The organism is Hydrogenophaga sp. (genome assembly GCF_030158645.1).
In the GTDB taxonomy this organism is placed as follows: Bacteria; Pseudomonadota; Gammaproteobacteria; order Burkholderiales; family Burkholderiaceae_C; genus Hydrogenophaga.
In genome coordinates this window covers 1-21424 of record NZ_JAOASO010000009.1, presented here as the reverse complement: position 1 = coordinate 21424, position 21424 = coordinate 1, and the positions used below count along the sequence as shown (strand labels likewise).

Annotated in this window: 19 protein-coding genes; 12 read left to right on the top strand and 7 right to left on the bottom strand. The window is 67.8% G+C overall.

Features of this window, described 5'->3' with window-relative positions:
* The 6 genes from Q1W68_RS00425 to Q1W68_RS00400 all read left to right on the top strand — a co-directional run.
* A partial coding sequence (locus Q1W68_RS00425; RefSeq protein WP_300715414.1) for an ABC transporter substrate-binding protein occupies positions 1-756 on the top strand: 756 nt, incomplete at its 5' end.
* A gap of 4 nt (positions 757-760) precedes the next feature.
* Positions 761-1759 carry an iron ABC transporter permease gene (locus Q1W68_RS00420; RefSeq protein WP_300648095.1) on the top strand — a complete coding sequence of 333 codons (999 nt, stop codon included), beginning with the start codon at positions 761-763 and terminating at the stop codon, positions 1757-1759.
* A gap of 68 nt (positions 1760-1827) precedes the next feature.
* Positions 1828-2610 (top strand): ABC transporter ATP-binding protein, encoded by a 783-nt coding sequence (locus tag Q1W68_RS00415; protein WP_300648097.1) that lies wholly within the window; start codon positions 1828-1830, stop codon positions 2608-2610.
* An 86-nt stretch (positions 2611-2696) separates the two neighbouring features.
* Positions 2697-3107 (top strand): DUF3597 domain-containing protein, encoded by a 411-nt coding sequence (locus Q1W68_RS00410; RefSeq protein ID WP_300648099.1) that lies wholly within the window; start codon positions 2697-2699, stop codon positions 3105-3107.
* Positions 3108-3245: 138 nt separating this feature from the next.
* Entirely contained in the window at positions 3246-3476 is a 231-nt protein-coding gene (locus Q1W68_RS00405) for a hypothetical protein (RefSeq protein ID WP_300715413.1), read from the top strand.
* Positions 3477-3496: 20 nt separating this feature from the next.
* Positions 3497-4051, top strand: coding sequence for a DUF427 domain-containing protein (locus tag Q1W68_RS00400; RefSeq protein ID WP_300648102.1), 555 nt, complete (start codon positions 3497-3499; stop codon positions 4049-4051).
* A 9-nt stretch (positions 4052-4060) separates the two neighbouring features.
* On the opposite strand, the gene modC is transcribed toward Q1W68_RS00400, so the two are convergent.
* The 3 genes from modC to modA are packed head-to-tail and all read right to left on the bottom strand — an operon-like array spanning position 4061 to position 6591.
* Positions 4061-5161 (bottom strand): molybdenum ABC transporter ATP-binding protein, encoded by a 1101-nt coding sequence (modC, locus tag Q1W68_RS00395; protein WP_300648103.1) that lies wholly within the window; start codon positions 5159-5161, stop codon positions 4061-4063.
* Positions 5158-5841: a molybdate ABC transporter permease subunit gene (modB, locus tag Q1W68_RS00390; RefSeq protein WP_300715412.1), complete on the bottom strand. Its 684-nt coding sequence runs from the start codon at positions 5839-5841 to the stop codon at positions 5158-5160. The genes modC and modB overlap by 4 nt, the downstream gene beginning before the upstream one ends.
* Before the next feature lie 3 nt (positions 5842-5844).
* Positions 5845-6591, bottom strand: a complete 747-nt coding sequence (gene modA, locus Q1W68_RS00385; RefSeq protein WP_300648106.1) for a molybdate ABC transporter substrate-binding protein — start codon at positions 6589-6591, stop codon at positions 5845-5847.
* Between the two features lie 76 nt (positions 6592-6667).
* Here modA and Q1W68_RS00380 point away from each other — a divergent pair, with 76 nt between their 5' ends.
* Positions 6668-7441: a TOBE domain-containing protein gene (locus Q1W68_RS00380; RefSeq protein ID WP_300648108.1), complete on the top strand. Its 774-nt coding sequence runs from the start codon at positions 6668-6670 to the stop codon at positions 7439-7441.
* A 79-nt stretch (positions 7442-7520) separates the two neighbouring features.
* Here the strand turns inward: Q1W68_RS00380 and Q1W68_RS00375 are convergent, their stop codons facing one another.
* Both Q1W68_RS00375 and Q1W68_RS00370 read right to left on the bottom strand, forming a co-directional pair.
* Positions 7521-10604 (bottom strand): filamentous hemagglutinin N-terminal domain-containing protein, encoded by a 3084-nt coding sequence (locus Q1W68_RS00375; RefSeq protein WP_300648110.1) that lies wholly within the window; start codon positions 10602-10604, stop codon positions 7521-7523.
* A gap of 82 nt (positions 10605-10686) precedes the next feature.
* Complete coding sequence (locus tag Q1W68_RS00370) at positions 10687-12384, bottom strand: ShlB/FhaC/HecB family hemolysin secretion/activation protein (protein ID WP_300648112.1); 1698 nt, start codon at positions 12382-12384, stop codon at positions 10687-10689.
* Between the two features lie 212 nt (positions 12385-12596).
* On the opposite strand from Q1W68_RS00370, the gene Q1W68_RS00365 reads away from it, so the two are divergent.
* Positions 12597-14051: a UDP-glucose/GDP-mannose dehydrogenase family protein gene (locus Q1W68_RS00365; RefSeq protein WP_300648114.1), complete on the top strand. Its 1455-nt coding sequence runs from the start codon at positions 12597-12599 to the stop codon at positions 14049-14051.
* Here the strand turns inward: Q1W68_RS00365 and Q1W68_RS00360 are convergent.
* Positions 13963-15174, bottom strand: coding sequence for a glycosyltransferase family 1 protein (locus Q1W68_RS00360; protein WP_300648115.1), 1212 nt, complete (start codon positions 15172-15174; stop codon positions 13963-13965). The two genes, Q1W68_RS00365 and Q1W68_RS00360, sit on opposite strands and share 89 nt — an antisense overlap.
* A gap of 133 nt (positions 15175-15307) precedes the next feature.
* Between Q1W68_RS00360 and Q1W68_RS00355 the strand changes: the two genes are divergently transcribed.
* Positions 15308-15910, top strand: a complete 603-nt coding sequence (locus Q1W68_RS00355; RefSeq protein WP_300648117.1) for a hypothetical protein — start codon at positions 15308-15310, stop codon at positions 15908-15910.
* 16 nt (positions 15911-15926) lie between these two features.
* On the opposite strand, the gene Q1W68_RS00350 is transcribed toward Q1W68_RS00355, so the two are convergent.
* The gene (locus Q1W68_RS00350) at positions 15927-17579 is read right to left on the bottom strand and encodes an aminotransferase class III-fold pyridoxal phosphate-dependent enzyme (protein ID WP_300648119.1); all 1653 of its coding nucleotides are present in this window, start codon (positions 17577-17579) and stop codon (positions 15927-15929) included.
* Between the two features lie 59 nt (positions 17580-17638).
* Between Q1W68_RS00350 and asd the strand changes: the two genes are divergently transcribed.
* From asd to Q1W68_RS00335, 3 genes are all read left to right on the top strand, one after another.
* The gene (gene asd / locus Q1W68_RS00345) at positions 17639-18502 is read left to right on the top strand and encodes an archaetidylserine decarboxylase (protein ID WP_300648121.1); all 864 of its coding nucleotides are present in this window, start codon (positions 17639-17641) and stop codon (positions 18500-18502) included.
* A 258-nt stretch (positions 18503-18760) separates the two neighbouring features.
* The gene (locus Q1W68_RS00340) at positions 18761-20692 is read left to right on the top strand and encodes an AAA domain-containing protein (protein ID WP_300715411.1); all 1932 of its coding nucleotides are present in this window, start codon (positions 18761-18763) and stop codon (positions 20690-20692) included.
* Positions 20693-20900: 208 nt separating this feature from the next.
* Positions 20901-21424, top strand: a 524-nt coding sequence (locus Q1W68_RS00335; protein WP_300715410.1) for a fasciclin domain-containing protein, incomplete at its 3' end; no start/stop codon positions are given.

Genomic DNA, 21424 nt, shown 5'->3' with positions numbered 1-21424 from the left:
CGCCTCACCGGGCGCGGCAACACCACCAACCTCGAACAGTTGCTGCTCAGCAAGCCCGACCTGATCGTGGACGCCGGCTCGACGCGCCAGACGTTTGCCGAACTGGCCGACCGCGTGCAATCGCAGACCGGCATTCCGTATGCGCTGCTCGATGGCCGTCTGTCGGCGGTGGCGCAGGGCTACACGCTGCTGGGCGAACTCACCGGCCGGCAGGAACGTGCGGCGCTGCTGGCGCGTTACACCGCCGACACCTTGCGCACGGTGCGCGAGCGCGTGGCCCGTGCGCCTGCGCAACCCCGCGTGTACTACGCGCGCGGCCCCGAGGGCCTGGAGACCGGGCTGGGGGGGTCGATCAACGTGGAAATCTTCGAGGCCCTGGGCATTCGCCACGTGGCCGCCGGGTTGCAGGGTGGCCTGGCCACCGTTTCCATGGAGCAGGTGCTGGCCTGGGACCCGGAGGTCATCGTCACCATCGATCAGACATTTGCCCAGACCGTGCGCAGCAACCCGCTGTGGCGCAGCGTGAGCGCGGTCAAGACAGGACGTGTTCACCTCTCGCCCAAGCTGCCGTTTGGCTGGATCGACTTTCCGCCCAGCGTCAATCGCCTGCCTGGCCTGTGGTGGCTGGGCAGCAAGGTGTTCCCGGCGCTGTTTCCGGAAGACCTGTCGGTGATCACGCGCGATTTCTACAAACTGTTCTACCAAGTCGACCTGAACGCCGAACAGGTGCAGCGCGTGCTGGCCGGCCGGGACTGAACCCATGCGCGGCGGAGCCTTCTGGGCGGTGGGCGTTCTGCTCGCGGGTGTGCTGGTGGCGTTCACCCAGGGCCGCACCCCGATCGCATGGGCCGACCTGTGGCAACTCGTGTGGTCCGTGATGCAGGGCATCCCTGCACCCAACGAGCAGACGCAGACCATCGTGCTGCAGATCCGGGGTCCGCGCGTGCTGGCCGCCATCGCGGTGGGTGCCGCGTTGGCGGTGGCCGGCGCGGCGTTTCAGGGTCTGTTCCGCAACCCGCTGGTCTCGCCCGACATCCTGGGTGCGTCCGCCGGCGCGGCGCTGGGCGCGGTGCTCGGCATCTACTTTTCCATCGGCGTGTTCGGCATCCAGATGGCGGCGTTTGCCGGTGGACTGCTGGCCGTGGCGCTGGTTTACGGCGTGGGCTCCACCGTGCGCAACAGCGACCCCGTGCTGGTGCTGCTGCTCGCGGGCATCGTCATCGGCTCGCTGCTGGGCGCCGGTATCGGCCTGGTGAAGGTGCTGGCCGACCCCTACAACCAGTTGCCCGCCATGACCTTCTGGCTGCTCGGCAGCCTCTCGGCCACGCATGTGGACGACCTGCCCGCGCTCATCGCGCCCGTGGCGCTGGGCACGGGGGTGCTGCTGTTGCTGCGATGGCGCATGGACGTGATGTCGCTGCCCGAAGAAGAGGCCCGCTCGCTGGGCGCGCGCACCACCGCCCTGCGGTTGCTGATCGTGGCGGCGGCCACCCTGGTCACCGCGGCCAGCGTGGCGGCCGCCGGCCTCGTGGGCTGGGTCGGGCTCGTGGTGCCCCACCTGGCGCGCTTTCTCGTCGGGCCGTCGTTCGTGCGCCTGCTGCCGACTTCGGCCCTGCTGGGCGGCGGACTGCTCTTGTTCATCGACACGCTCGCGCGCACCCTGGCCACAGTCGAGATTCCCCTGGGCATCCTCACCGCGCTCATCGGTTCGCCGTTTTTCATCGTCTTGCTGCGTCGGGCATCCAGAGGGTGGACATGAGCGCAGCGGGCCGCTCCCCAGCAAGCTCGCACCGCAGCCCGCAGGGCGAAGGTGGACCAGTGACCGCCATGCTGCAAGCCTCTGCGCTGAGCGTGGGCTACCCCGGCCACGTGGTCGGTTCGGGCCTCTCGCTCTCGCTGCACGGCGGCGAGGTGCTGGCGCTGCTCGGCCCCAATGGCTGCGGCAAGACCACGCTGCTCAAAACCCTGCTCGGTCTGTTGCCGCCGCTTGGAGGGGCGGTGCAGCTGCAGGGCCGGGCGCTGGCGCAATGGTCGCTGACCGATCGCGCGCGCGAAGTCGCCTATGTGCCGCAAGGCCAGGCCAGCACTTTCGGCTTCACCGCCCTCGAGATGGTGCTCATGGGCCGCACCGCACACCAGGGGCTGCTGGCCCGCCCCGGTGCGAAAGACCGTGCCATCGCGCAGACGGCGCTGCACCGCGTGGGCATCACGCACCTGGCCAACCGGTCGGTGCACCGCATCAGCGGCGGCGAACGCCAACTGGTGCTGATTGCACGCGCACTCGCGCAGCAACCGCGCGCTGTGATGCTGGACGAGCCCACCGCCAGCCTCGATTTCGGCAACCAGGGCCTGGTGATGCGCGCCATCCGCACGCTCGCCGGTGAAGGCCTGGCGGTTCTCTTCACCACGCACGATCCCAACCAGGCGCTGCGCTGCGCGGACCGCGCGATGCTGATGCGCGAGGGCCGCGTGCTGGCGGAGGGTGCGGTGGCCGATGTGATCAAGGCAGACGGTCTGCGCGCGCTGTACAGCGCGGGCGTGGTGCAGGTGGACGACGCTGCGGGCGGCCCGCCGGTTTTTCTGCCCGATTTCGGCGGGCCTGGCGGCTGAGCGGGTGTGACCTGTCGCACATTCGCATGTGCGACCATACCAACTCGCTTGCCAGTTCCAACCGTCACCCCCTCAAGGAGCATTCCATGGGCCTTTTCAGCAACATCCTCGAAAAACTCGGCATGGGCTCGCCCCAAGTGGTGCCGCAGCCACCCGTCTCGGCCCCGGCTGCTTCAGCGGCACCGGCTCCCGCGCCCGCCGCGGCACCGGCTCCCGCACCGGTGGCCTCCATCACCATGGTCGACGTGGTCGCGCTCATGGAGCAGAAGGCCGCGGCCAACCCGCAAAAGCTCAACTGGAAAACCTCGATCGTCGACCTGCTCAAGCTGCTCGACCTGGACAGCAGCCTGGCCGCGCGAAAGGAACTGGCCAAGGAGCTCTACTGCCCCGATGAGCTCATGGAAGACTCGGCCAAGATGAACATGTGGCTGCACAAGAACGTGTTGGCCCACATCGCGGCCAACGGCGGCAACATCCCCAAAGAACTGCTCGATTGATACTTTCGATGCTGGGATGAACCCGAGGCGGGCGTCAATTCCCGCCGCTCAGCATTGACAGTGCCTGCGCGCTGGCCTTCAATGAATTTTTCATTGCGGGAGATTCAAATGCGCGCCATCGGCTTGGGTTCAATCGTCATGGCTTTCCTGCTGCCGCTGGCCAGCTGGGCGGCCGATGGGCCGAGCTGCACAGCGTCGGCCACCGACAAAAAGCTCGCTGGCGCGGCCAAGAACTCGTTCATGAAGAAGTGCGAGAAGGACGCCGCCGCCACTTGCGATGCGGCTGCGGTGGAGAAGAAGATCTTTGGCGCCGCCAAGAGCAGCTTCACCAAAAAATGCGTCAAGGACGCCGTGGGCGCCGTGGGTTGATCGGACCGCGCGCTGTCGCGATGGCCGAACCACCCGACTGGATTCGCGCCGCCCGCGAGCAGTGGCACTGGCGCGGTCATGCGCGCCCGCCTTTCGCGGACGAGCCTGCGCCGGGGCAGACCTCGGTGTGGGATTTCCCGCGCCCACCCCAACTGGCGCCCGACACCCGCGAGGTGATCGTGCGCTGGGGTGAGCTGGAGGTGGCATGCACACGCCGTGCCGTGCGTGTGCTGGAGACGGGTCACCCGCCGAGCTTCTACCTGCCCTGGGCCGATGTGGCCCGCCACCTGCTGCAGCCCTGCGCGGGCAGCTCGTTCTGCGAATGGAAAGGCCCGGCACGCTACTGGAGCCTGGTGCATGGCGGCCGCAGCCTTGCCGCGGTGGCCTGGAGCTACCCCGAGCCGCTGGCGGGTGCGGAGGCATTGGCCGACTGCGTGGCCTTCTACCCGACCTACCTGGACTGCACGGTGGACGGCCATGCCGTGGTGCCGCAACCCGGTGGCTTTTATGGAGGCTGGATCACGCCCGAGCTGGCCGGGCCGTTCAAGGGCGCGCCGGGCAGCGCGGGCTGGTAGGTCGCAGCGTCAGCGCACGATGGCCACACCCTTGATCTGCGCAAACACCGGCTGACCGGGTTCGATGCCCAGCCGACGTGCCGAGAGCTGGCTGATGCGAGAGAGCAGGCGCACCGGCCGTGCTCCGTCCCCCAGATGCAGACCCACCAGCACCTGGCCGGGTGCGTCGTCCACCACGTCCACCACCCTGGCGCCGATCACATTGAGCACGCTGCTGTGTTCGGGGGCATGCAGCGACAAGCTCACGTCGCGGGCCTGGATGCGCACGCGCACCGGCGTGCCGTGTGGCAATGCGGCGCTGCCTGCTTGCGGCAGCAGCAGCCGCCCGCCCTCGAAGGCCAGCTCGCTCAGGGCATCGGCGGGTGAATGGCCGACCGCACGCGCTTCGATCAGGGCGGCGGCTGCATCGCCACGCGCCAGCGGCAGGTCGAGCCGGGTCATGAGGTCCATCACCGGCCCACTGCACAAGGCGCGGCCTTCGCCCAGCAGCACCACGTGGTCGGCCAGCCGCGCCAGCTCGTCGCTGGAGTGGGTCACGTACACCACGGGGATGTCGAGTTGCGCATGGAGTTGTTCGAGCCACGGCAGGATCTCGCTCTTGCGCGCCGCGTCGATGGCCGCCAGCGGTTCGTCCATCAGCAGCACGCGCGGGCTCGTGGCCAGGGCGCGGGCGATGGCCACACGCTGGCGTTCGCCGCCCGAGAGTTCGAGCGGCCGTCTCGCCAGCAGGTGCGCAATGCCCAGCAGCTCCAGCCCGTGGTCCCAGGCGTGGCGGCGTTGGGCGGGCGGCGTGCGCTGGAAGCCGAACAGGAGGTTCTCGCGCACGCTCAGGTGCTCGAACAGGCTGGCTTCCTGGAACACATAGCCCAATGCGCGCTGGTGCACCGGCCGCATCACGCGCCGTGCGCTGTCTTGCCACACCTCGCCGTCCACGCGCACCACGCCTTGTGCCTGGGGCTCCAGCCCGGCAAGCACCCGCAGACACGAGGTTTTGCCCGAGCCGGACGGGCCAAACAACACCGACACCCCGCGCGCGGGCAGGCTGAGGTCCACGTCGAGCGTGAAACCGGTGCGGACCAGCCGCGCGGTGAGTTGCAGGTCACCGCTCATTGGCGCGCTCCGCGCTGGCGGTGGTTGTAGAACTGCAGCGCCAGCAGCACCACGAACGAGAAGCCGAGCATCACCGCGGCCAGGCGATGGGCATCGCCGTACTCCAACGCCTCCACGTGGTCGTAGATCTGCACCGACACCACGCGCGTGACGCCCGGGATGTTGCCGCCCACCATGAGCACCACGCCGAACTCACCCACCGTGTGCGCAAAACTCATGATGACCCCGGTGACCAGACCGGGGCGGCACAGCGGCAGCACCACCGAGAAGAAGGTGTCGAGCTTCGAGGCGCGCAGGCTGGCCGCCGCTTCCAGCGGGCGCTCGCCCAGTTGCTGCATCGAATTCAACACCGGCTGCACCATGAACGGCAGCGAATAGAACACCGAGGCGATCACCAGCCCGGCAAAGCTGAAGGTGAGCACGCCCAGCCCAAGCGCCTGTGTGAGCCCGCCCACCGGGCCGTTGGGGCCCATCAGCACCAGCAGATAGAAGCCCAGCACCGACGGTGGCAGCACCAGCGGGATGGACACCAGCGCACCCAACGGCCGGCTCCAGGCCGAGCGGCTGCGCGCCAGCCACCACGCCAGCGGCACACCCAGCACCAGCAGGATGGCGGTGGTGAGCGCGGCCACCCGCAGCGTGAGGCCGATGGCCTGGAGGTCGGACGGTGTCAGCAGCACGGCTTAAATGTCGTATCCGTAGGAGCGGATGAGGGTCTTGATGTTGGGGCTCTTGAGCAGCTTCATCAGGGCCACGGCAGCTTCGTTGTGGGCGCCGCGCTGGAGCAACACCGCGTCCTGCCGGATGGGCGTGTACAGGTTCTGCGGCACCACCCACATCGAGCCGCCCTTGAGCCGGCCGCCTTCGAGCACCTGCGACATGGCCACGAACGCGATCTCGGCGTTGCCGGTGAAGGCGAAGTTGTAGGTCTGGCCGATGCTCTCGCCTTGCACGAGTTTGGGCGCGAGTGAAGCGGAAAGGCCGAGCTGGTCGATCACCTCGATGGCGGCTGCGCCGTAGGGCGCCGTCTTGGGGTTGGCCAGGGCCAGCTTGCGAAATCCACTGCCCTTGAGCACGGCGCCCTGCGCGTCCACCTTGGCCGCGTCGGCCGACCACAGCACCAGCTTGCCGGTGGCGTAGGTGACGCGGCTGCCCGGCTGCGCCAGTCCGTCGGTCTCCAGCTGGGCCGGCGCCTTGGTGTCGGCGGAAAGCAGCACGTCAAACGGTGCGCCGTTGCGGATCTGCGCATAAAGCCGGCCCGTGGCGCCCACCGTGATCTTGAGCGTGTGGCCGGTGGTTTTCTCCAGCACCGCCGCGATGGCCTTGACGGGTTCGGCAAAGTTGGCCGCCACCGCCACCTGGGCTTCGGCGGCGTGCAGCGAACCCGCCAGCAACAACAGCACGGCAGACCCCAGTGAATGTGCGAACATCGGCGCACCCCTCTCTATCAAATATCGCTGTTCCGAATCAGAATAGCGGTGAGTATAGACGGCACCCCAGGATCCCATGGCCTCTCGAAAATCCCTCCCTTCCACGACCAACGATTTGCCCCACGCCCTGACGGACGCCAGCGCCGACAAGCGCCTGGACGTGCTGCGCCACGTGGCCGCGGGTTGTTCCATCTCGCAGGCGGCGCGCCAGGTCGGCATCAGCTACAAGGCCGCCTGGCAGGCCATCGACACGCTGAGCAACCTCAGCGGTGTGCCGCTGGTGGAGCGCACCGTGGGCGGCGTGGGCGGCGGCGGCGCGCGCATCACCGCCGAGGGCCTGCAGCTGCTGACGCTCGCCGCCGAGTTGGCCCGCGCGCGCCAGCAGGTGCTGGCCCGCTTTGCCGGCGGCGCCATCGGCGAGGGTGGCCTGGGTCTTCGCACCAGCATGCGCAACCAGCTGCGCTGCCGTGTGCTGCGCTGCGCACCGCTGGCCCCCGGCGACCCGATGGTGGCGGTGACGCTGGTCACGCCGGGCGGCGCACAGCTGGTCTCCAGCGTCACGCAGGAGAGCGCCGACCTGCTGGGTCTGACCCCCGGCCTGTCCGTGCTGGCCTTGTGCAAGGCCACCGCGGTGGCGGTGTCGTTGAGCGCTTCGCACGCCGCGCCGGGCTCGCTCAGCGGGCGCATCGAGCGCTGCTCACCCGGCGCCCGGCAAGACGAGGTGGTGCTGGCCCTCGATGGCGGTGGTCATTGGGTGGGCTTTGCACGGCATCCGTTCACCGGGCAGGTGGGTGATGTCGCGTTGGCGGTCTTGTCGCCCGCGGCGTTGGTGATCGGCCTGGCTGGCTGAGGCGTGCCGTTGCCCGGCAGGCGCAGCGGGTGGTCGCCAGACGCGATGGAGCGTCAAACGGGGTCACGCTGCGTCGGCTTCACGGCTCCGCTGCACCGCCGGCGTTGCTGGATGGCACGTCCCCAGGCGACTTGATGCCTGCTCCCACCACGGTGAGATTCAATTCGGCCGTGTTGCCCCACGCTGAAGGGGCGACGTTGCTCACCGCGTTTTCGCTGTCGGGTTCCTCGTAAGCACTCGGCAGGGCGTCTGTGGTCACCGCGTTCTGCACGCGCGCGATGTGGGTGCTGCTGACGATCGCCATGTCCCGGCGGTTGTTGCTGCTGGCCTGCATGCCCTCGCCGTTGGGGGCTGTGATCTGCCCGGTGTGCGTGCCGCCCGTGAGCGTGTAGTTCGAGGCCAGGCCGCTGCCATCGGCCAGTGCCAGCGTGCCCAGATTCAAGGCTTGGACGCCCGCACCAGCGCTGGCGCTGGGAACGGTTCCGGCACCGCTCAGCATCAGCGATTCCGTCCCGATCCCGGTGCTGATCGCACCCTGGGTGCCAAACAGGGACGCGCCGAAGCTGGTCGTCCCGTCGTGCACACGCTCCCCGCTCAGGTTGACGATGGCCCGGTGGATCGTGAGCGTACCGCTGGCGTAGCTGATGATGTAGCCCTGCTGGGCCGAATAGAGTCCGCTCGGGGTCAAGGTGTAGCTGCCGGCGTTCACCGGGTTCTGGGAAATGCTGTCAACGGTCACCGTCCCCAGCAAACCGGCGTTGGGTGGGCTGCTGTAGCCCACGCTGTTCGAGCCCACGTACGCCCCGCCGTTGTAGGTCATGGTGGCGTCCAGGGCCGTCACGGTCAGCGGTGCCATGAAAGAGCGGAGCAGTGGATCGACCAGCCCCGCCTGGCTGAGCCAGGTGTCGGCAAAGTCCCAGCCGATGAAGTTAGCCTGCTGCTTCATCTGGGCGGAGGTCAAACCGGTGGCCCCGCTCGACGTGCCCGTGGCGATGCCTGGCGGTGCGCTGACCTCAACGTTCCAGTGGCTGTTGCTGACCGAGCCGTCGTTTCTTCCGACCAGGCTTCCCATGGAGTCTGGCTCGGCATTGGACACATCGGCAGAGGCGTAGCTCATGCTGATGTGGCCGCCGTTGTTGTGCCCGACCAGACCGCCGATCAGGTCCTGTTCGGCGGAGCTTCTGACCTCCCCGGTGCTGTAGGCGTTCGAAATGCTGCCCTCGTTCACGCCCACCAGCCCGCCCAGGCGGTTGCCAGCGACCGCCGAGCCCGAAAAGTAGCTGCTGTGGATGTTCCCCGTGCTTTCGTTCAGGCCGACCAGTCCACCCAGGTAGGTGTTGCCCACCAGGTTGCCCGTGGCATAGCTGTTGTGGATGGCGCCCCGGTTGATCCCGACCAGCGCGCCGACCGGGCCTTCGTTGCCCCATCCTGCCGTGTACGAGCTGACGTTCACCAATCCCACGTTGCGGATCCGGGTGTTGGCGCTGGTCGAAGCGAACAACCCGGAGGCTTTGACGCCAGTGACGGGGTCCTGGACAAGGCGCAGGTTCAGATCGGAAATGGTGTGGCCCAGACCATCGAACGTACCGGAAAAGGGCGAATGGGCGGTGCCGATCGGTGTGAAACCCGCGCCTGCATTCCAGCCGGCGGTCGAGCTTGCATCGATGTTGCTGCCGAGCACGTAGTGGCCGGCCAGCTGGCCGGTCATGCCTTGCAGGTCGGTACCGCTGGTGCTGGTCGGATCGCCCAGGCTGTTGATCACGGTGTAGACCGTCGGCGATGCGGTGTCGCTGCCCAGCCGGGTGCTGAAATTCTGGCCCGCTGGCAGGTCGATTTCGGCCTTCACCCGGTACGTGGCGGTGTTGCCCGCCGCGACAGCGCCCTGGCCGTATTCCAGCGCCAGGCTGGCCGTGCCGGAACCGCGCAGCGGCTGGTTGATGTGGATGTTGTTGTGCGCGGTCAGGGTCAGCCGGTTGGCCGACCATGCGATCGTGTCGTTGACGTGGATGTCGCCCAGGCCGCTGCCGGTGGCCACGGTCGCGATGCTGACGTTGCTGGTCTGCAGGGCGGCCGTGTAAAACGCGCCGGTCTGGTTGCCTCCGGTGGCCGCGATGGTGTAGTCGGTCGGATCGATCAGCCAGCTGCCGGTCCAACCGTTCACCGAGGCCGTCGTGACCTTGAGCGCATCGTCGAGGTTCACGCGCGCGGCCGAGGTCTCGATGAAGCCGCCCCGTCCCCCGGCCGGCGCGCTGGCGTCCAGCGTGCCCGCCGCGTTGACGGTGCCGGTCTGCATGTCGCCCAGCAACTGGATGCTGCCGTTCCGGTTGACCAGCGTTTGCGCCTGGATGACGCCGGTGTTGTTGACAACCGTCTTGAGCAGCTGGCCGGCGGCCTGGGCGGTCATCAGCACCTGGCCGCCGTCGGCCTGGATCAGTCCGCCGTTGCTGACCAGCGCATTGACGGCCCCCTGGTCGATGTTGATGTGGAGCAGACCGTCACCGGCCACATCGAGCGTGATGGCCTGACCGCCGGCCAGCGACACCGAGCCCATGCGCGCGGCGATCACGCCTTCGTTGCTCACGTGAGCGCCCAGCAGGGCGACATAGCCACCCGGGGCATTGAGCGTGCCCTGGTTGCGCACCGCCTGGGTGCTGCTGCCGGAGAAGGTGTAGCGCCCGGCCATGAAGTCGCTGTCGGTGATGTTGAGCGTGGAGGCCACCAGACCGCCCACGTTGACCGACGCGCCCTGGCCGAACAGGATGCCGTTGGGGTTGACCAGGAAGACCTGGCCGTTGGACGACAGGTTGCCCAGCAGGGTGGACGGGTCCGGGCCGATCACGCGGTTGAGTGCCACGGCGTTGGCACCCGGCTGCACGAAGAGCACGGTCTCGCCAGCGCCGATGCTGAAGCTTTGCCAGTTCAATGCCGTGCTCGCGCTGTTCTGCACGATGGTCACCTTCCCCGGCGTGGCCGTCACGCTGGCGCTGCCGGCCGTGACCTCGGCGCCCTGCGGCAGCGCGAAAGCACTCGTCGCACAGGCCAGCCAGAGCGAAGCCGACAAGGCCTTGAGCGCCCAGGGACCCGCGTGCAAGAAACGGGTGTCGGCGGTGGCCACCCAGGTGGCGGCGCGGTGGTTCCAGACGGAGCGGTGGATGTGGTTCATGGCATTGAAACGGTGTTTCGGGGACGTTGCCAGGTGCTGGGCAGCTGGTTCGAAGGCGTGCAGGGGGTTCAAGGCAGCGGGTTCAGAAGTACTTCACGCCCTGTACCCAGAACCGGCCGCTGGCGTCCGGTGCCGAGGTGGCAGGTTCGGAACCCACCTTGTGCGCGTAAAAGGCCTTGACGAAAAACGCATGACCGACCGACCAGTTCATGCCGACGCCGGCGCCGCTGAGCTTGCGGCTGTTGGTGCCGGGAACCCACGGGTGGCGGTTGAGCGTCACGGCACCGCTGTCGATGAAGCCGACCAACTGAACCTGTCCCGGCACGGTGGTGGTCACGGGCAAGGTGTACCGGGCTTCCAGCGTGAACACGAAACCCCGGTCGGCGTAACTTTCGCCTTCCGGGTAGGCGCGCACGGCACTGGCTCCGCCCAGTGGCATCTTTTCAGAGGCATCCAGATTTTTGGAAGCCAGCTGCCCGCTGGCCGCCGCATAGAGCTGGGTCGAAGCGCCGACGCTTTGCAGCCGGGCCAGGTTGAAGGCCAGCTTGCCGTAGGAGCCCGCGGTTCTGGCGCTGGAGGCGTCGGCCACCCGGGCCGCCGGGTCCTGCAGCTTCAGGTGGCCAGCCGATCCGGTGAGGCCGTAGGTGGTGACGGCCGGACCGGCCAGACGGTCGCGGTGGTCGCCCTGGAGGCCCAGCATGAGCACCTGGACCTTTTTCTTCTGGCGCAGGCTGGTGGCCCCCACCTGGTCTTGCAGGCTTTTGCTGTCAAAGGCCAGCTGGACCGACAGGTTGGACCGGCGCGAACGCACCAGCGGATAGCTGCCGTAGGCGCTGGCGATGCCCGCTGTTCCGCGGGCCTGCAAGCTGTCGAATTCCTTGCCCAGCCTGTAGTCGAGGCGGCCATACGCCACACCCACTTTCGCGCGCTTCACCGGCACCTGGTAGGCGGCGCGGGCGTAGTTCAGGCCTGTGCCCGAGCTCAGCACGCGCAGGCTGGCCACGTCGCCGTGGCCCCAGGGGTTGTTCAGGTTGAGCGTGCCGCCGACGCGGCCGCGCCCGGTGTAGCGGTTGCCATGGTTGTCGCCATCCACGCTGCCGGACACCAGGGGTCCGGGCAGCACGTCAAGAACCAGGTCCGAGCTGCCCACCGACGCGCCCGGTGTGAGGGTGGAACGCACCTGCACGCCCGGCAGGTCGTTCAGCAGCAGCAGGCTGCGTTCCAGCGGCGCGATGGTGACGGCTTCGTCGGATGCCGGCTCCACCAAACCCCGGACGACGCTGTCTTTGAGCCGTGTTTGGTTGCGAACCGTGACCGCGCCGTAACGTCCTTCCAGCACGGTCAGCGTGACCACGCCGTCCCGGATGTCCTGCGGGGGCAGGTAGGCCTGGGCCACGAAGTGGCCTTGCGCACGGTAGTGGTCGGACACGCGAACGGCCAGCCTGCGCAGGTCGGCCAGCGTCATCAGGCTTTGCGGTTGGAAGCCGCTGGCTTCGAGCAGCGTGGCCTCGGTGAACGCCCGGGCGCCGGTGATGCGCAGGGTGTTCACACGCACGCTGGTCGGGTCTGAGGAGGGCAACGGTTGCTGTTGGCCCTGCTCGATGCGGATGTCGGGCGCTTCGGGCGGCAGGCTGGGCGCTGGCGGGATTTGCTGGAGCTGGCTGCCAGCGCTCGGCGGCTGCTGCGCCCAAACGGCGGGAGCAGAGACCAGGAAGGGAAGGGCGGAGACAAGCCGAGTGAAAACCGACAACGTCGTGGAGCGTTTTTCTTGTTGCGTCATGGGGCTTTGCGGTGAAGAGACCCTTGACTATCGACGCCCCACCGCCATCACCAAAGGACGAAAAGGGTGGCAAATCCCCGCCAGTTCCTCCCGCCCTCTGCGCGCCGCTGTCGGGTTCGCGCCGACCCGCCGATTCACGCATCTGTCATCGCCCTGCCAACGCCGCTTCATCTGCGGGTCGCAGCATGGTCCCCAACCAACGGAGGATGGCCATGAAGATCGCAGTGGTGGGTGCAGGGTATGTGGGGCTGGTCACGGCGACCTGTCTGGCGGAGCTGGGCAACGACGTGATCTGTGTGGACCGCGACCACGGGCGCATTGCCGTGCTGCAGGCGGGCGGCGTGCCGATCTTCGAGCCCGGGCTTGACGATCTGTTGCAGCGCAACCGCAGCGGCGAACGCCTGCGCTTCACGACCTCGATGGCGGTGGCCGTGCGGCACGCCGAGGTGATCTTCATCGCGGTGGGCACGCCGCCGCAGGAAGACGGATCGGCCGACCTGCAGCATGTGCTGGCGGTGGCCACGCAAATCGGCCAGCACATGAGCGATTTCAAGGTGGTGGTCAACAAGTCCACCGTGCCGGTGGGCACCGGGCGGCGTGTGGAACAGGCCTTGCGCAGCGCGCTGGCCGACAGGTCACTCGGTGCGCTCGACTTTGCGGTGGTGTCCAACCCCGAATTCCTCAAGGAAGGCGCCGCGCTGGACGATTTCATGCACCCGGACCGCATCGTCATCGGCCTGCCCGCGGGCGAATCGGGCGAGACAGCGCGCCGCCTCATGACCCGGCTCTATGCCCCGTTCAACCGGCACCATGAACGCAGCCTGTGGATGGACGTGGCGAGTGCCGAGCTGACCAAGTACGCAGCGAACGCCATGCTCGCCACGCGCATCTCCTTCATGAATGAAATGGCCCACCTGGCCGACGCCCTGGGTGCCGACATCGATGCGGTTCGCCGGGGCATCGGATCGGACACCCGCATCGGCCACAGCTTTCTGTACGCCGGCGCCGGTTATGGTGGCAGCTGCTTCCCCAAGGACACGCGTGCGCTGGTGCACGCAGCGGCCGCACACGGCCTGCGCATGCGCATCGTCGAGGCCACGGAAACGGTGAACCGCACGCAGAAAAACGTGTTGGTCGAGCGCGTCTGTGCCCACTTCGGTGCCGATCTGCGCGGCTTGCGCCTGGGGGTGTGGGGGCTGGCCTTCAAGCCCAACACCGACGACATGCGCGACGCGCCCAGTCGCACCGTGATCCCCGGCTTGCTCGGCCGCGGTGCCGAGGTGCTGGTGCACGATCCGGTGGCGTCCAGCGAGGCGCAGCGCGCGCTCAGCGCCGACCTGGGGCGCCCGGTGGGCGAGGTGGACGGTCTGACGTTCGTGGATTCACCGCTGGGCGCGCTGGCCGATGTGGACGCGCTGCTGGTGCTCACCGAGTGGAAGTGCTTCCACAACCCCGACTTCGATGCCATGGCCCGCTGCATGCGCGCTCGTGTGATCTTTGACGGTCGCAACCTTTACGACCCGTCACTCATGGACGCCCTCGGCTTCGTCTATCAGGGCATCGGGCGGCGCGGCCTCGTCAGGCCCGACCGCCCGATGAAGGCCGGGCCAGCAGCTGGTGCCAGACCGTTTCAACCTGGCGTGCAATCTGCGCCCAGTCCTGCGTGAGCGTGGTGGCGCGCCCGCGTTCGCGCAGGCGCTGCACCAGCGCGGGGTTGTTCACCATCTCGATGGCGCTGCGAATGAAGGTCGCCTCGTCGCCCCGGGGTGCGAGCAGGCCGTTGTCGCCGTGGCGGATCAGCTCGGCAGCCGCGGCGTAGTCGAAGGCCAGCACGGCCAGGCCGCTGGCCAGCGCTTCGGGCGTGACGTTGCCGTAGGTCTCGGTGACGCTGGGGAAAACGAAGACATCGGCGCTGGCGTAGTGGCGTGCCAGTTCGTCGCCGCCCTGGGCGCCGACCATCAGCGCGTCGGGGCAGTTCTGGGCCAGCAGGCCGCGCAAGGGGCCGTCACCCACCACGACCAGCTTCAGATCCGGTCGCTGTGCGCGCATGGCGTGCCAGCAGCGCACCAGCAGATCGAGGTTTTTTTCCCGGGCCAGACGGCCGACCGAGAGCATCACCGGCTGGTCGGGTGACACACCCCAACGGGCGCGCAGGGCTTCGCTGCGGTGCGCTGGAGAAAACCGGTGGGCGTCCACCCCGCGGGCCACCACCATCAGCCGCTCGAAGCCCTGTGCACACAGGTCTTGCAGCAGGTCGTTCGACGGCACCATGGTGCAGTCGGCCAGGTTGTGAAAACGGCGGAGGTAGGCCGCGATCGGCTTGCGCAGCCAGCCGATGCCGTAGTGCTCGCTGTAGGCGTGGAAGTTGGTCCGGAAATCGGTGCTCAGCGGCAGACCCAGCTGGCGCGCGGCTTTCACCGCCGACCAGCCCAGTGGCCCTTCGGTGGCCACGTGCACGAGGTCGGGGCGCTGGCGGGTCCACTGGGCCACCAGGGCCCGCCTGATCGGCATGCCCAGGCGCAACTGCGGGTAGCGGGGAATCTCCAGCCCGCGCACCAGCAGTTCGTCGTTGCAGGCCTTGGGGTCGGCGTCGTCCAGCGGTTGCCGGGGCCGGATCAGCTGGATCGCGTGCTGGCTCGCCTGCAGTCGCACCACCAGCTGCTGCAGCGTGACCGCCACGCCATTGACCTCGGGCGGGTACGTTTCGGTGACCACCGCCACCCGCAAACGGGGCCGGGGCGCGCAGAGGTGTTCCACCCGCGGGGTGTCGCACGCGTCAAAGGTGTTCATGGGGTCCATGTTCCTCGCTGGCCGTAACAGCCGTGTGACAGCGGTGGTGTCACCACGCTTTCATTTTGGCCACCGAGCATCGCCCGCAGAGCCTTTCACCCGGAAGGGCCCTTGAACGAACGAGAGGCATTGCGTGAACACCTTGCTCCAGGAACTGCAGACCCAGCGCTGGGACGACCACCGCTACTACCACCACAGCCGCATCAACCAGAGCCTGCACCTGCTCAGCGCGTTGAGTTTTCTGGTGGCCTATGCCTTGCTCTTCACCGACCCGGCCCTGGCCGCGCTGGTGGCCTGGCTGGTGTCGATGGTGAGCCGCCAGGCCGGGCACTTCTTTTTCGAGCCCAAGGGCTTCGACGAGATCAACCAGGCCACGCACGAATACAAGGAGGCTGTGAAGGTGGGCTACAACCTGCGACGCAAGGTGGTGCTCATGCTGGTGTGGGCGGCGTCCCCCTGGCTGCTGGTGGTCGAACCCGGCCTGTTCGGGCTGATGGTGCCCCACACCGACTGGCAGGGCCTGGCGCACAACGTCGGCTGGATGTGGTTGTGGGTGGGTGTGGGCGGACTGGCGCTGCGGGTGTTGCAGCTGTGGGTGCTGAAGGACCTGCGCACCGGCCTGGTGTGGGCCCTGAAGATCTTGACCGACCCGTTCCACGACATCAAGCTCTACCACCGCGCGCCGCTGCAGCTGCTGCGCGGCGAGTGGCTGGAGCCCGGTCCGCGCGGCGGCTGACGCCGATCGGCTGTCCTCAGGCGCGGGGTGCCCGGCGCGCGCGCCACATTTCCGCGAGCACCCCGCGCTGCAGATCGCGCGCGGTGGTGCCTGCGGGCGTGCTCCACCAGCCGTCGGCGCTCATGCGCTCGCAAGCCAGGACACAGCGGCGCAGCACCTCGGCCATGTCCTGTTCGGTGTGCTGGAGGCTGAAGACCATGCGCCCGGTGCCCACCCAGCTCAGTGCCAGGCCTTGCTCACGCAGGTAGAACTGCAGCATCCAGTGGTAGCGCGAAGGCGCTGTGTAGTTCACTGTCCAGATGCTGGAGAGCCCAGCCACCCGCACCGGCACACCGGCGTGTTGCAGCCCGTCGTTGAAGCGCTGCAGGCGGGCTTGCCAGCGTTCATCGAGGCCGTCGTACAAGGCCTCGATGTCGGGCGTGTCCAGCCGCCGCAGAAACGCGTTCATCGCGCCCATCACATAGGGGTGTGCATTGAAGGTGCCCCGGGCGAAGCAGATGTCGGCCGGGCGCTCGGGGCGAAACCGCTGCATCCACGCGGCCCGGCCACAAACCACGCCCACCGGCAGGCCGCCGCCCAGCGTCTTGCCGTAAACGACCATGTCGGCCTGCACGCCGTAATGCGCCTGCGCACCGCCACGCGCCAGCCGGAACCCGACGAACACCTCGTCAAAGATCAGCGCGATGCCGCGCTGCGTGCACACCTCGCGCAAGCGCCCCAGCCACCGCGCGTAGTCCTCGCGCCGCGCGGGTTCGCTCAAGCGTGTGCCCATCAGGGTGGAGTCGCCCGGCGCGTTGCGGTTGGGGTGCAGGGCCTGCAGCGGGTTGACCAGCACACACGCGATGTCCTTGCGGGTGCGCAGCACCTGCAGGCTGCGCTCGTCCATGTCCTTGAGCGTGTACGCATGGCCGGGGGGCATCGGGTTGCCGGGGCCGGGCTGCACGTCGTCCCACCAGCCGTGGTATGCGCCGCAAAAGCGCACCAGCTTCTTGCGACCGGTGTGGTAGCGCGCCAGCCGCACCGCCTGCATCACGGCTTCGGTGCCCGACATGTGGAACGACACCGCGTCCATGCCCGAGAGGGCTTTGAGCCGCTCCACATTCTCGGCCACGCAGGGGTGGTAGCCGCCCAGCACCGGACCCAGCGCTGCGCCCAGTTCGGCGCCTTCGGCCATCGTGGCTTTGTAGAAGTCGACACCGAAGACGTTGACGCCGTAGGAGCCGGTCAGGTCCAGGCAGCGGTTGCCGTCCATGTCGGTCAGGCCCACGCCGTCGGCCTGTGCCCAGAAGGCGGGCAGGGGCAGGTGCTGGCGCACCAGCTCGCTGAACGGAAACGGCACCCGGTAGCGGCCGGTGAACTGCAGGTCGGGCAGCGCGCTGCGCGTCTGCGCGGTGAGCGCCAGGCCTTGCGGTGACTGGGCGTTCAATGCGGCCGACAAGCGAAAGAAGGCAGCCCGGCGCCGGGCCGCCACCTCGGGCAACGCACCGTCGGCCGCGAAGAAACGGTCCTCGGTGTGGCTGTAGCCGGGCACCCAGCGCGCCAGGCGCTTGGCCATGAACGAATGCCCGGCGAGCGACCGGTGCTTGGCGCGCGAGAGCTGCAGGCGCTGGTGCACCCACGGAAAGGCGGCGGCCAGCGCGCCAGCGGAGAGAACCCATGCGGTGGACATCTGACACACACCTGAAAAGTGGAGGTGGGACAGTTGTAGACCACCGCTTTGACAGAACCATGAACAACACCGCCTGGCGCGAAAAATTCCTGCTCAACGAGGACCTGAACTTCCTGCTCACCAACCGCATCCCGCGCGTGGCCGCCACCCGTTTCATGGGCTGGTACAGCCGCATCCGCAGCCCCGTGCTCACCCGCCTGTCGATCGCGGTGTGGCGGCTCTTCACCGACCTGGACCTGAGCGAGGCCCGCGAACAGCGGTTTGACAGCCTGCACGGCTGCTTCACACGCGCGCTCAAGCCGGGCCTGCGCCCCTTCGACCCCGACCCCGCCACGGTGTGCAGCCCGAGCGACGCCATCGTCGGTGCCTGCGGCCCGATCGAGGGCACCGATGTGCTGCAGGCCAAGGGCTTCCCGTACCCCCTGCGCGAACTGCTCGGGTCCGACGCCATGGCGCAGCGCATGCAGGGCGGGCGCTACACCACCTTGCGCCTCACCTCGGCCATGTACCACCGCTTCCACGCGCCGCATTCGCTGGCGGTGGACCGGGTCACCTACATCAGCGGTGACACCTGGAACGTCAACCCGATCGCGCTCAAGCGCGTGCAGCGCCTGTTCTGCAAGAACGAGCGCGCCGTCATCGAATGCCGCCTGAGCGCGCTGGGCGATGCCCCGCTGATCCTGGTGCCGGTGGCGGCGGTGCTGGTGGCCAGCATCCGCCTGCACTGGCTCGACGTGTTGCTGCACCTGCGCTGGCCCGGCCCCAACGTGATTCCCTGCGCAGCCACCCTGGCCAAAGGCGAAGAAATGGGCTGGTTCGAGCACGGCTCGACCATCATCGTGCTCACCCCGCCCGGGCTGGACCTGGCGCCGGGCATCCAGAGCGGTGTGCGCATCCAGGCGGGCCAGGCCCTGCTGCGGTAGCGGGCTGATGGCAGTGGGCCGCTGCACCTGCTTCAGCGGTCACGCCCACAGCGCACCCGCTCATTCCACGTGTGTGGGAGACGAAGGCGCGCGCACGCCTCCAGCAGAGACTGAGGCAAACTCCCGTCTGCGAATCGCCAGTCCACTGGCCTCCTCAACATCTTGGACGGTTCAATCTGTATCCCCTTGGCGGACTTCGACTTCATCCCCACCGATCCCTGTGCTGTCGAAAATGAGTTGCGCCGCGTGCACGCCCTCATGCAGCTTGAGCAAAAGGAAGACCAGGCGCAATTCGAACTCAAGAATGCCAAGGCCAGCATCCCGGAGCGCCAGCGGCGCGGCTTGACCTGGTATCCCGTCACCATCACCCAGGAAGACACCGGCTTTGGCGGCAAGGTGGTGCTGGAACTGGAACGACCCGCGAGCCAGCAAGGCCTGCACCTCTTTCAGGTGGGCAAGAACGCATCGCTGTTTGGCAAAGTGAACGGGCATTCGGCCGGTGACCAGCCCACGCTCAATGGCGTCATCACCAGCGTGCGGCGCAACAAGCTGCTGCTGACCACCACCAGGGAAGCGCTGCCCGACTGGGTGCTCGACGGCGGCAAGCTGGGCATTGACCTCACCTTCGACGAGGTGAGCTACCGCGAGATGAACCAGGCCATGCTGGAGGTGATGCGCGCCCGGGGCGACCGGCTGGCCGAGCTGCGCGATGTGCTGCTGGGCGCGCGGCAGGCCCGCTTTGGCGCGCCCCAGGCCGACGACCTGTTGTATCCCAGCCCGCTCAACGACTCGCAGCTGGCGGCCGTGCGCCACGTGATCACGGCCGAGGACGTGGCCATCATCCACGGCCCACCCGGCACCGGCAAGACCACGACGCTGGTGCAGGCCATACGGGAGACCGTGCGGCGCGAGCGGCGCGTGCTGGTGTGCGCGCCCTCGAACACGGCCGTGGACCTGCTCACCGAAAAGCTGGCCGAGCGAGGCGTCAAGGTGATTCGCCTGGGCAACCCCAGCCGCGTGTCGGACCTGCTGCTGGAGAACACCCTCGATGCCCGGGTGATGGCCCACCCGAGCTTCAGCAAGATGCGGGCGATGCGCCAAACGGCCGACCAGTACCGCAACACTGCCAACGAACGCGCCAGCGAGTACGTCCGCCATTTTGGTCACGAGGAACGGCAACAGCGCCAGATGCTGAAGGAAGAGGCGCGGCAGCTGTTCCTGCAGGCCGACGATCTGGAGCGCTTCATCACCGACGATGCGCTCGATGCGGTGCAGGTCATCACCTGCACGCTGGTGGGCGCGAGCAACCGCCACCTGCGCCACCTGAGCTTTGAGACCGTCTTCATCGACGAAGCCGCCCAGGCCCTGGAGCCGGGCTGCTGGATTCCAATCGCCAAGGGCCAGCGCGTGGTGCTGGCCGGCGATCACCACCAGCTGCCGCCCACCGTGAAAAGCGACAAGGCCGCCCGCGAAGGCCTGCGCGAAACCTTGTTTGAGAAGTGCATCCAGCGCCAGCCGGCCACGGCCCGCATGTTGACCCTGCAGTACCGCATGCACGAGCAGATCATGGCGTTCAGTTCCCAGCGGTTCTACGGCGGCCAGCTGCAGGCGCACCAGAACGTGCGCCACGCCGGCCTGGACGCCTACGACCTGGGCTTCGCACCCGACCTGCCGGTGGAATTTCTCGACACGGCCGGCTTCGGGTTCAGCGAAGTCACCATCCCCGAGAGCCGCTCCACCGCCAACCCGGAAGAAGCGGATCTGCTGCTCAGGCGCCTCACCCAGCTCCTGGAGCCCTACGACCCTGGCCAGCACGAGCAGGACCCGCTCACCATCGGCGTGATTGCGCCCTACCGCGCCCAGATCAACTGTTTGAAGGACGCCATTGAAGAGAACGAAGCGCTCAACGGCCTGCTTCAGCACCGCCTGCTCAGCGTGGGCACCGTCGATTCGTTCCAGGGCCAGGAGCGCGACATCATTGCGATCTCACTGACGCGCAGCAACCACCAGGGCGACATCGGTTTCCTCTCGGACATCCGCCGCATGAACGTGGGCATGACCCGTGCCCGCCGCAAGCTGCTGCTGGTCGGTGACTCGTCCACCCTCAGCGCCCATCCGTTTTTCAAGGACTTGCTGGCCCACGTGCAGTGCATCGGTGGCTACCGCACGGCCTGGGCCATGGCCGACTAGCCGCCACCTTGCTAGCACCGTTCAAGGCTGTTCGGCTTCAGCGTGTGTCGGTCAGGCAATTTTCGGTTGAACGCATGGACTCGCGCACGCCAGCCAGGCTGGAATGGCCCTGCAGGTTCACGGCCTTTCTCGCGGGTTTGAATCCAGTGCGGGGTCGCACTGCGTATCTCCTACAGCCACTGTTCAGGCTTCAACCCAAGGAGATTTCATGATCAAACAAACCCTCAGCAAAACGGTTCTGGCCCTGGCCATCGGCACGGCATCCATCGGCGCTTTCGCGCAGGTGATGGTGGGCGGCGCGCCCATGCTGGCCAGCAAGGACATCATCGACAACGCGGTCAATTCGAAGGACCACACCACGCTGGTGGCCGCCGTCAAGGCCGCGGGCCTGGTGGACACCCTCAAGTCGGCTGGCCCCTTCACCGTGTTCGCGCCCACCAACGCGGCGTTTGCGGCACTGCCCGCCGGCACCGTGGACACCCTGCTCAAGCCGGAGAACAAAGGCATGCTCAGCGGCATCCTCACCTACCACGTGGTCTCGGGCAAGTTCGACGCGGCGGCGATCAGCAAAATGATCGCCGACGGCAAGGGCATGGCATCGATCAAGACCGTGGCCGGTGGCACGCTCGTTGCCAAAGCCGCTGGCGGCAAGGTCACCGTGACGGATGAAAAAGGCGGTGTGGCCACCGTGACCATCGCCGATGTGTACCAGTCCAACGGCGTGATCCACGT

Bases quoted from the DNA above. Each gene is read 5' to 3' on its own strand.
- asd (WP_300648121.1), top strand. From the start codon at position 17,639: ATGAACAACACCGCCTGGCGCGAAAAATTCCTGCTCAACGAGGACCTG.
- modC (WP_300648103.1), bottom strand. From the start codon at position 5,161: ATGAGCGGTGACCTGCAACTCACCGCGCGGCTGGTCCGCACCGGTTTC.
- Q1W68_RS00410 (WP_300648099.1), top strand. From the start codon at position 2,697: ATGGGCCTTTTCAGCAACATCCTCGAAAAACTCGGCATGGGCTCGCCC.
- Q1W68_RS00420 (WP_300648095.1), top strand. From the start codon at position 761: ATGCGCGGCGGAGCCTTCTGGGCGGTGGGCGTTCTGCTCGCGGGTGTG.
- Q1W68_RS00375 (WP_300648110.1), bottom strand. From the start codon at position 10,604: ATGAACCACATCCACCGCTCCGTCTGGAACCACCGCGCCGCCACCTGG.
- Q1W68_RS00400 (WP_300648102.1), top strand. From the start codon at position 3,497: ATGGCCGAACCACCCGACTGGATTCGCGCCGCCCGCGAGCAGTGGCAC.
- Q1W68_RS00365 (WP_300648114.1), top strand. From the start codon at position 12,597: ATGAAGATCGCAGTGGTGGGTGCAGGGTATGTGGGGCTGGTCACGGCG.
- Q1W68_RS00380 (WP_300648108.1), top strand. From the start codon at position 6,668: ATGGCCTCTCGAAAATCCCTCCCTTCCACGACCAACGATTTGCCCCAC.
- Q1W68_RS00360 (WP_300648115.1), bottom strand. From the start codon at position 15,174: ATGAACACCTTTGACGCGTGCGACACCCCGCGGGTGGAACACCTCTGC.
- Q1W68_RS00415 (WP_300648097.1), top strand. From the start codon at position 1,828: ATGCTGCAAGCCTCTGCGCTGAGCGTGGGCTACCCCGGCCACGTGGTC.
- Q1W68_RS00350 (WP_300648119.1), bottom strand. From the start codon at position 17,579: ATGTCCACCGCATGGGTTCTCTCCGCTGGCGCGCTGGCCGCCGCCTTT.
- Q1W68_RS00340 (WP_300715411.1), top strand. From the start codon at position 18,761: ATGCAGCTTGAGCAAAAGGAAGACCAGGCGCAATTCGAACTCAAGAAT.
- Q1W68_RS00370 (WP_300648112.1), bottom strand. From the start codon at position 12,384: ATGACGCAACAAGAAAAACGCTCCACGACGTTGTCGGTTTTCACTCGG.
- modA (WP_300648106.1), bottom strand. From the start codon at position 6,591: ATGTTCGCACATTCACTGGGGTCTGCCGTGCTGTTGTTGCTGGCGGGT.
- Q1W68_RS00405 (WP_300715413.1), top strand. From the start codon at position 3,246: ATGGCTTTCCTGCTGCCGCTGGCCAGCTGGGCGGCCGATGGGCCGAGC.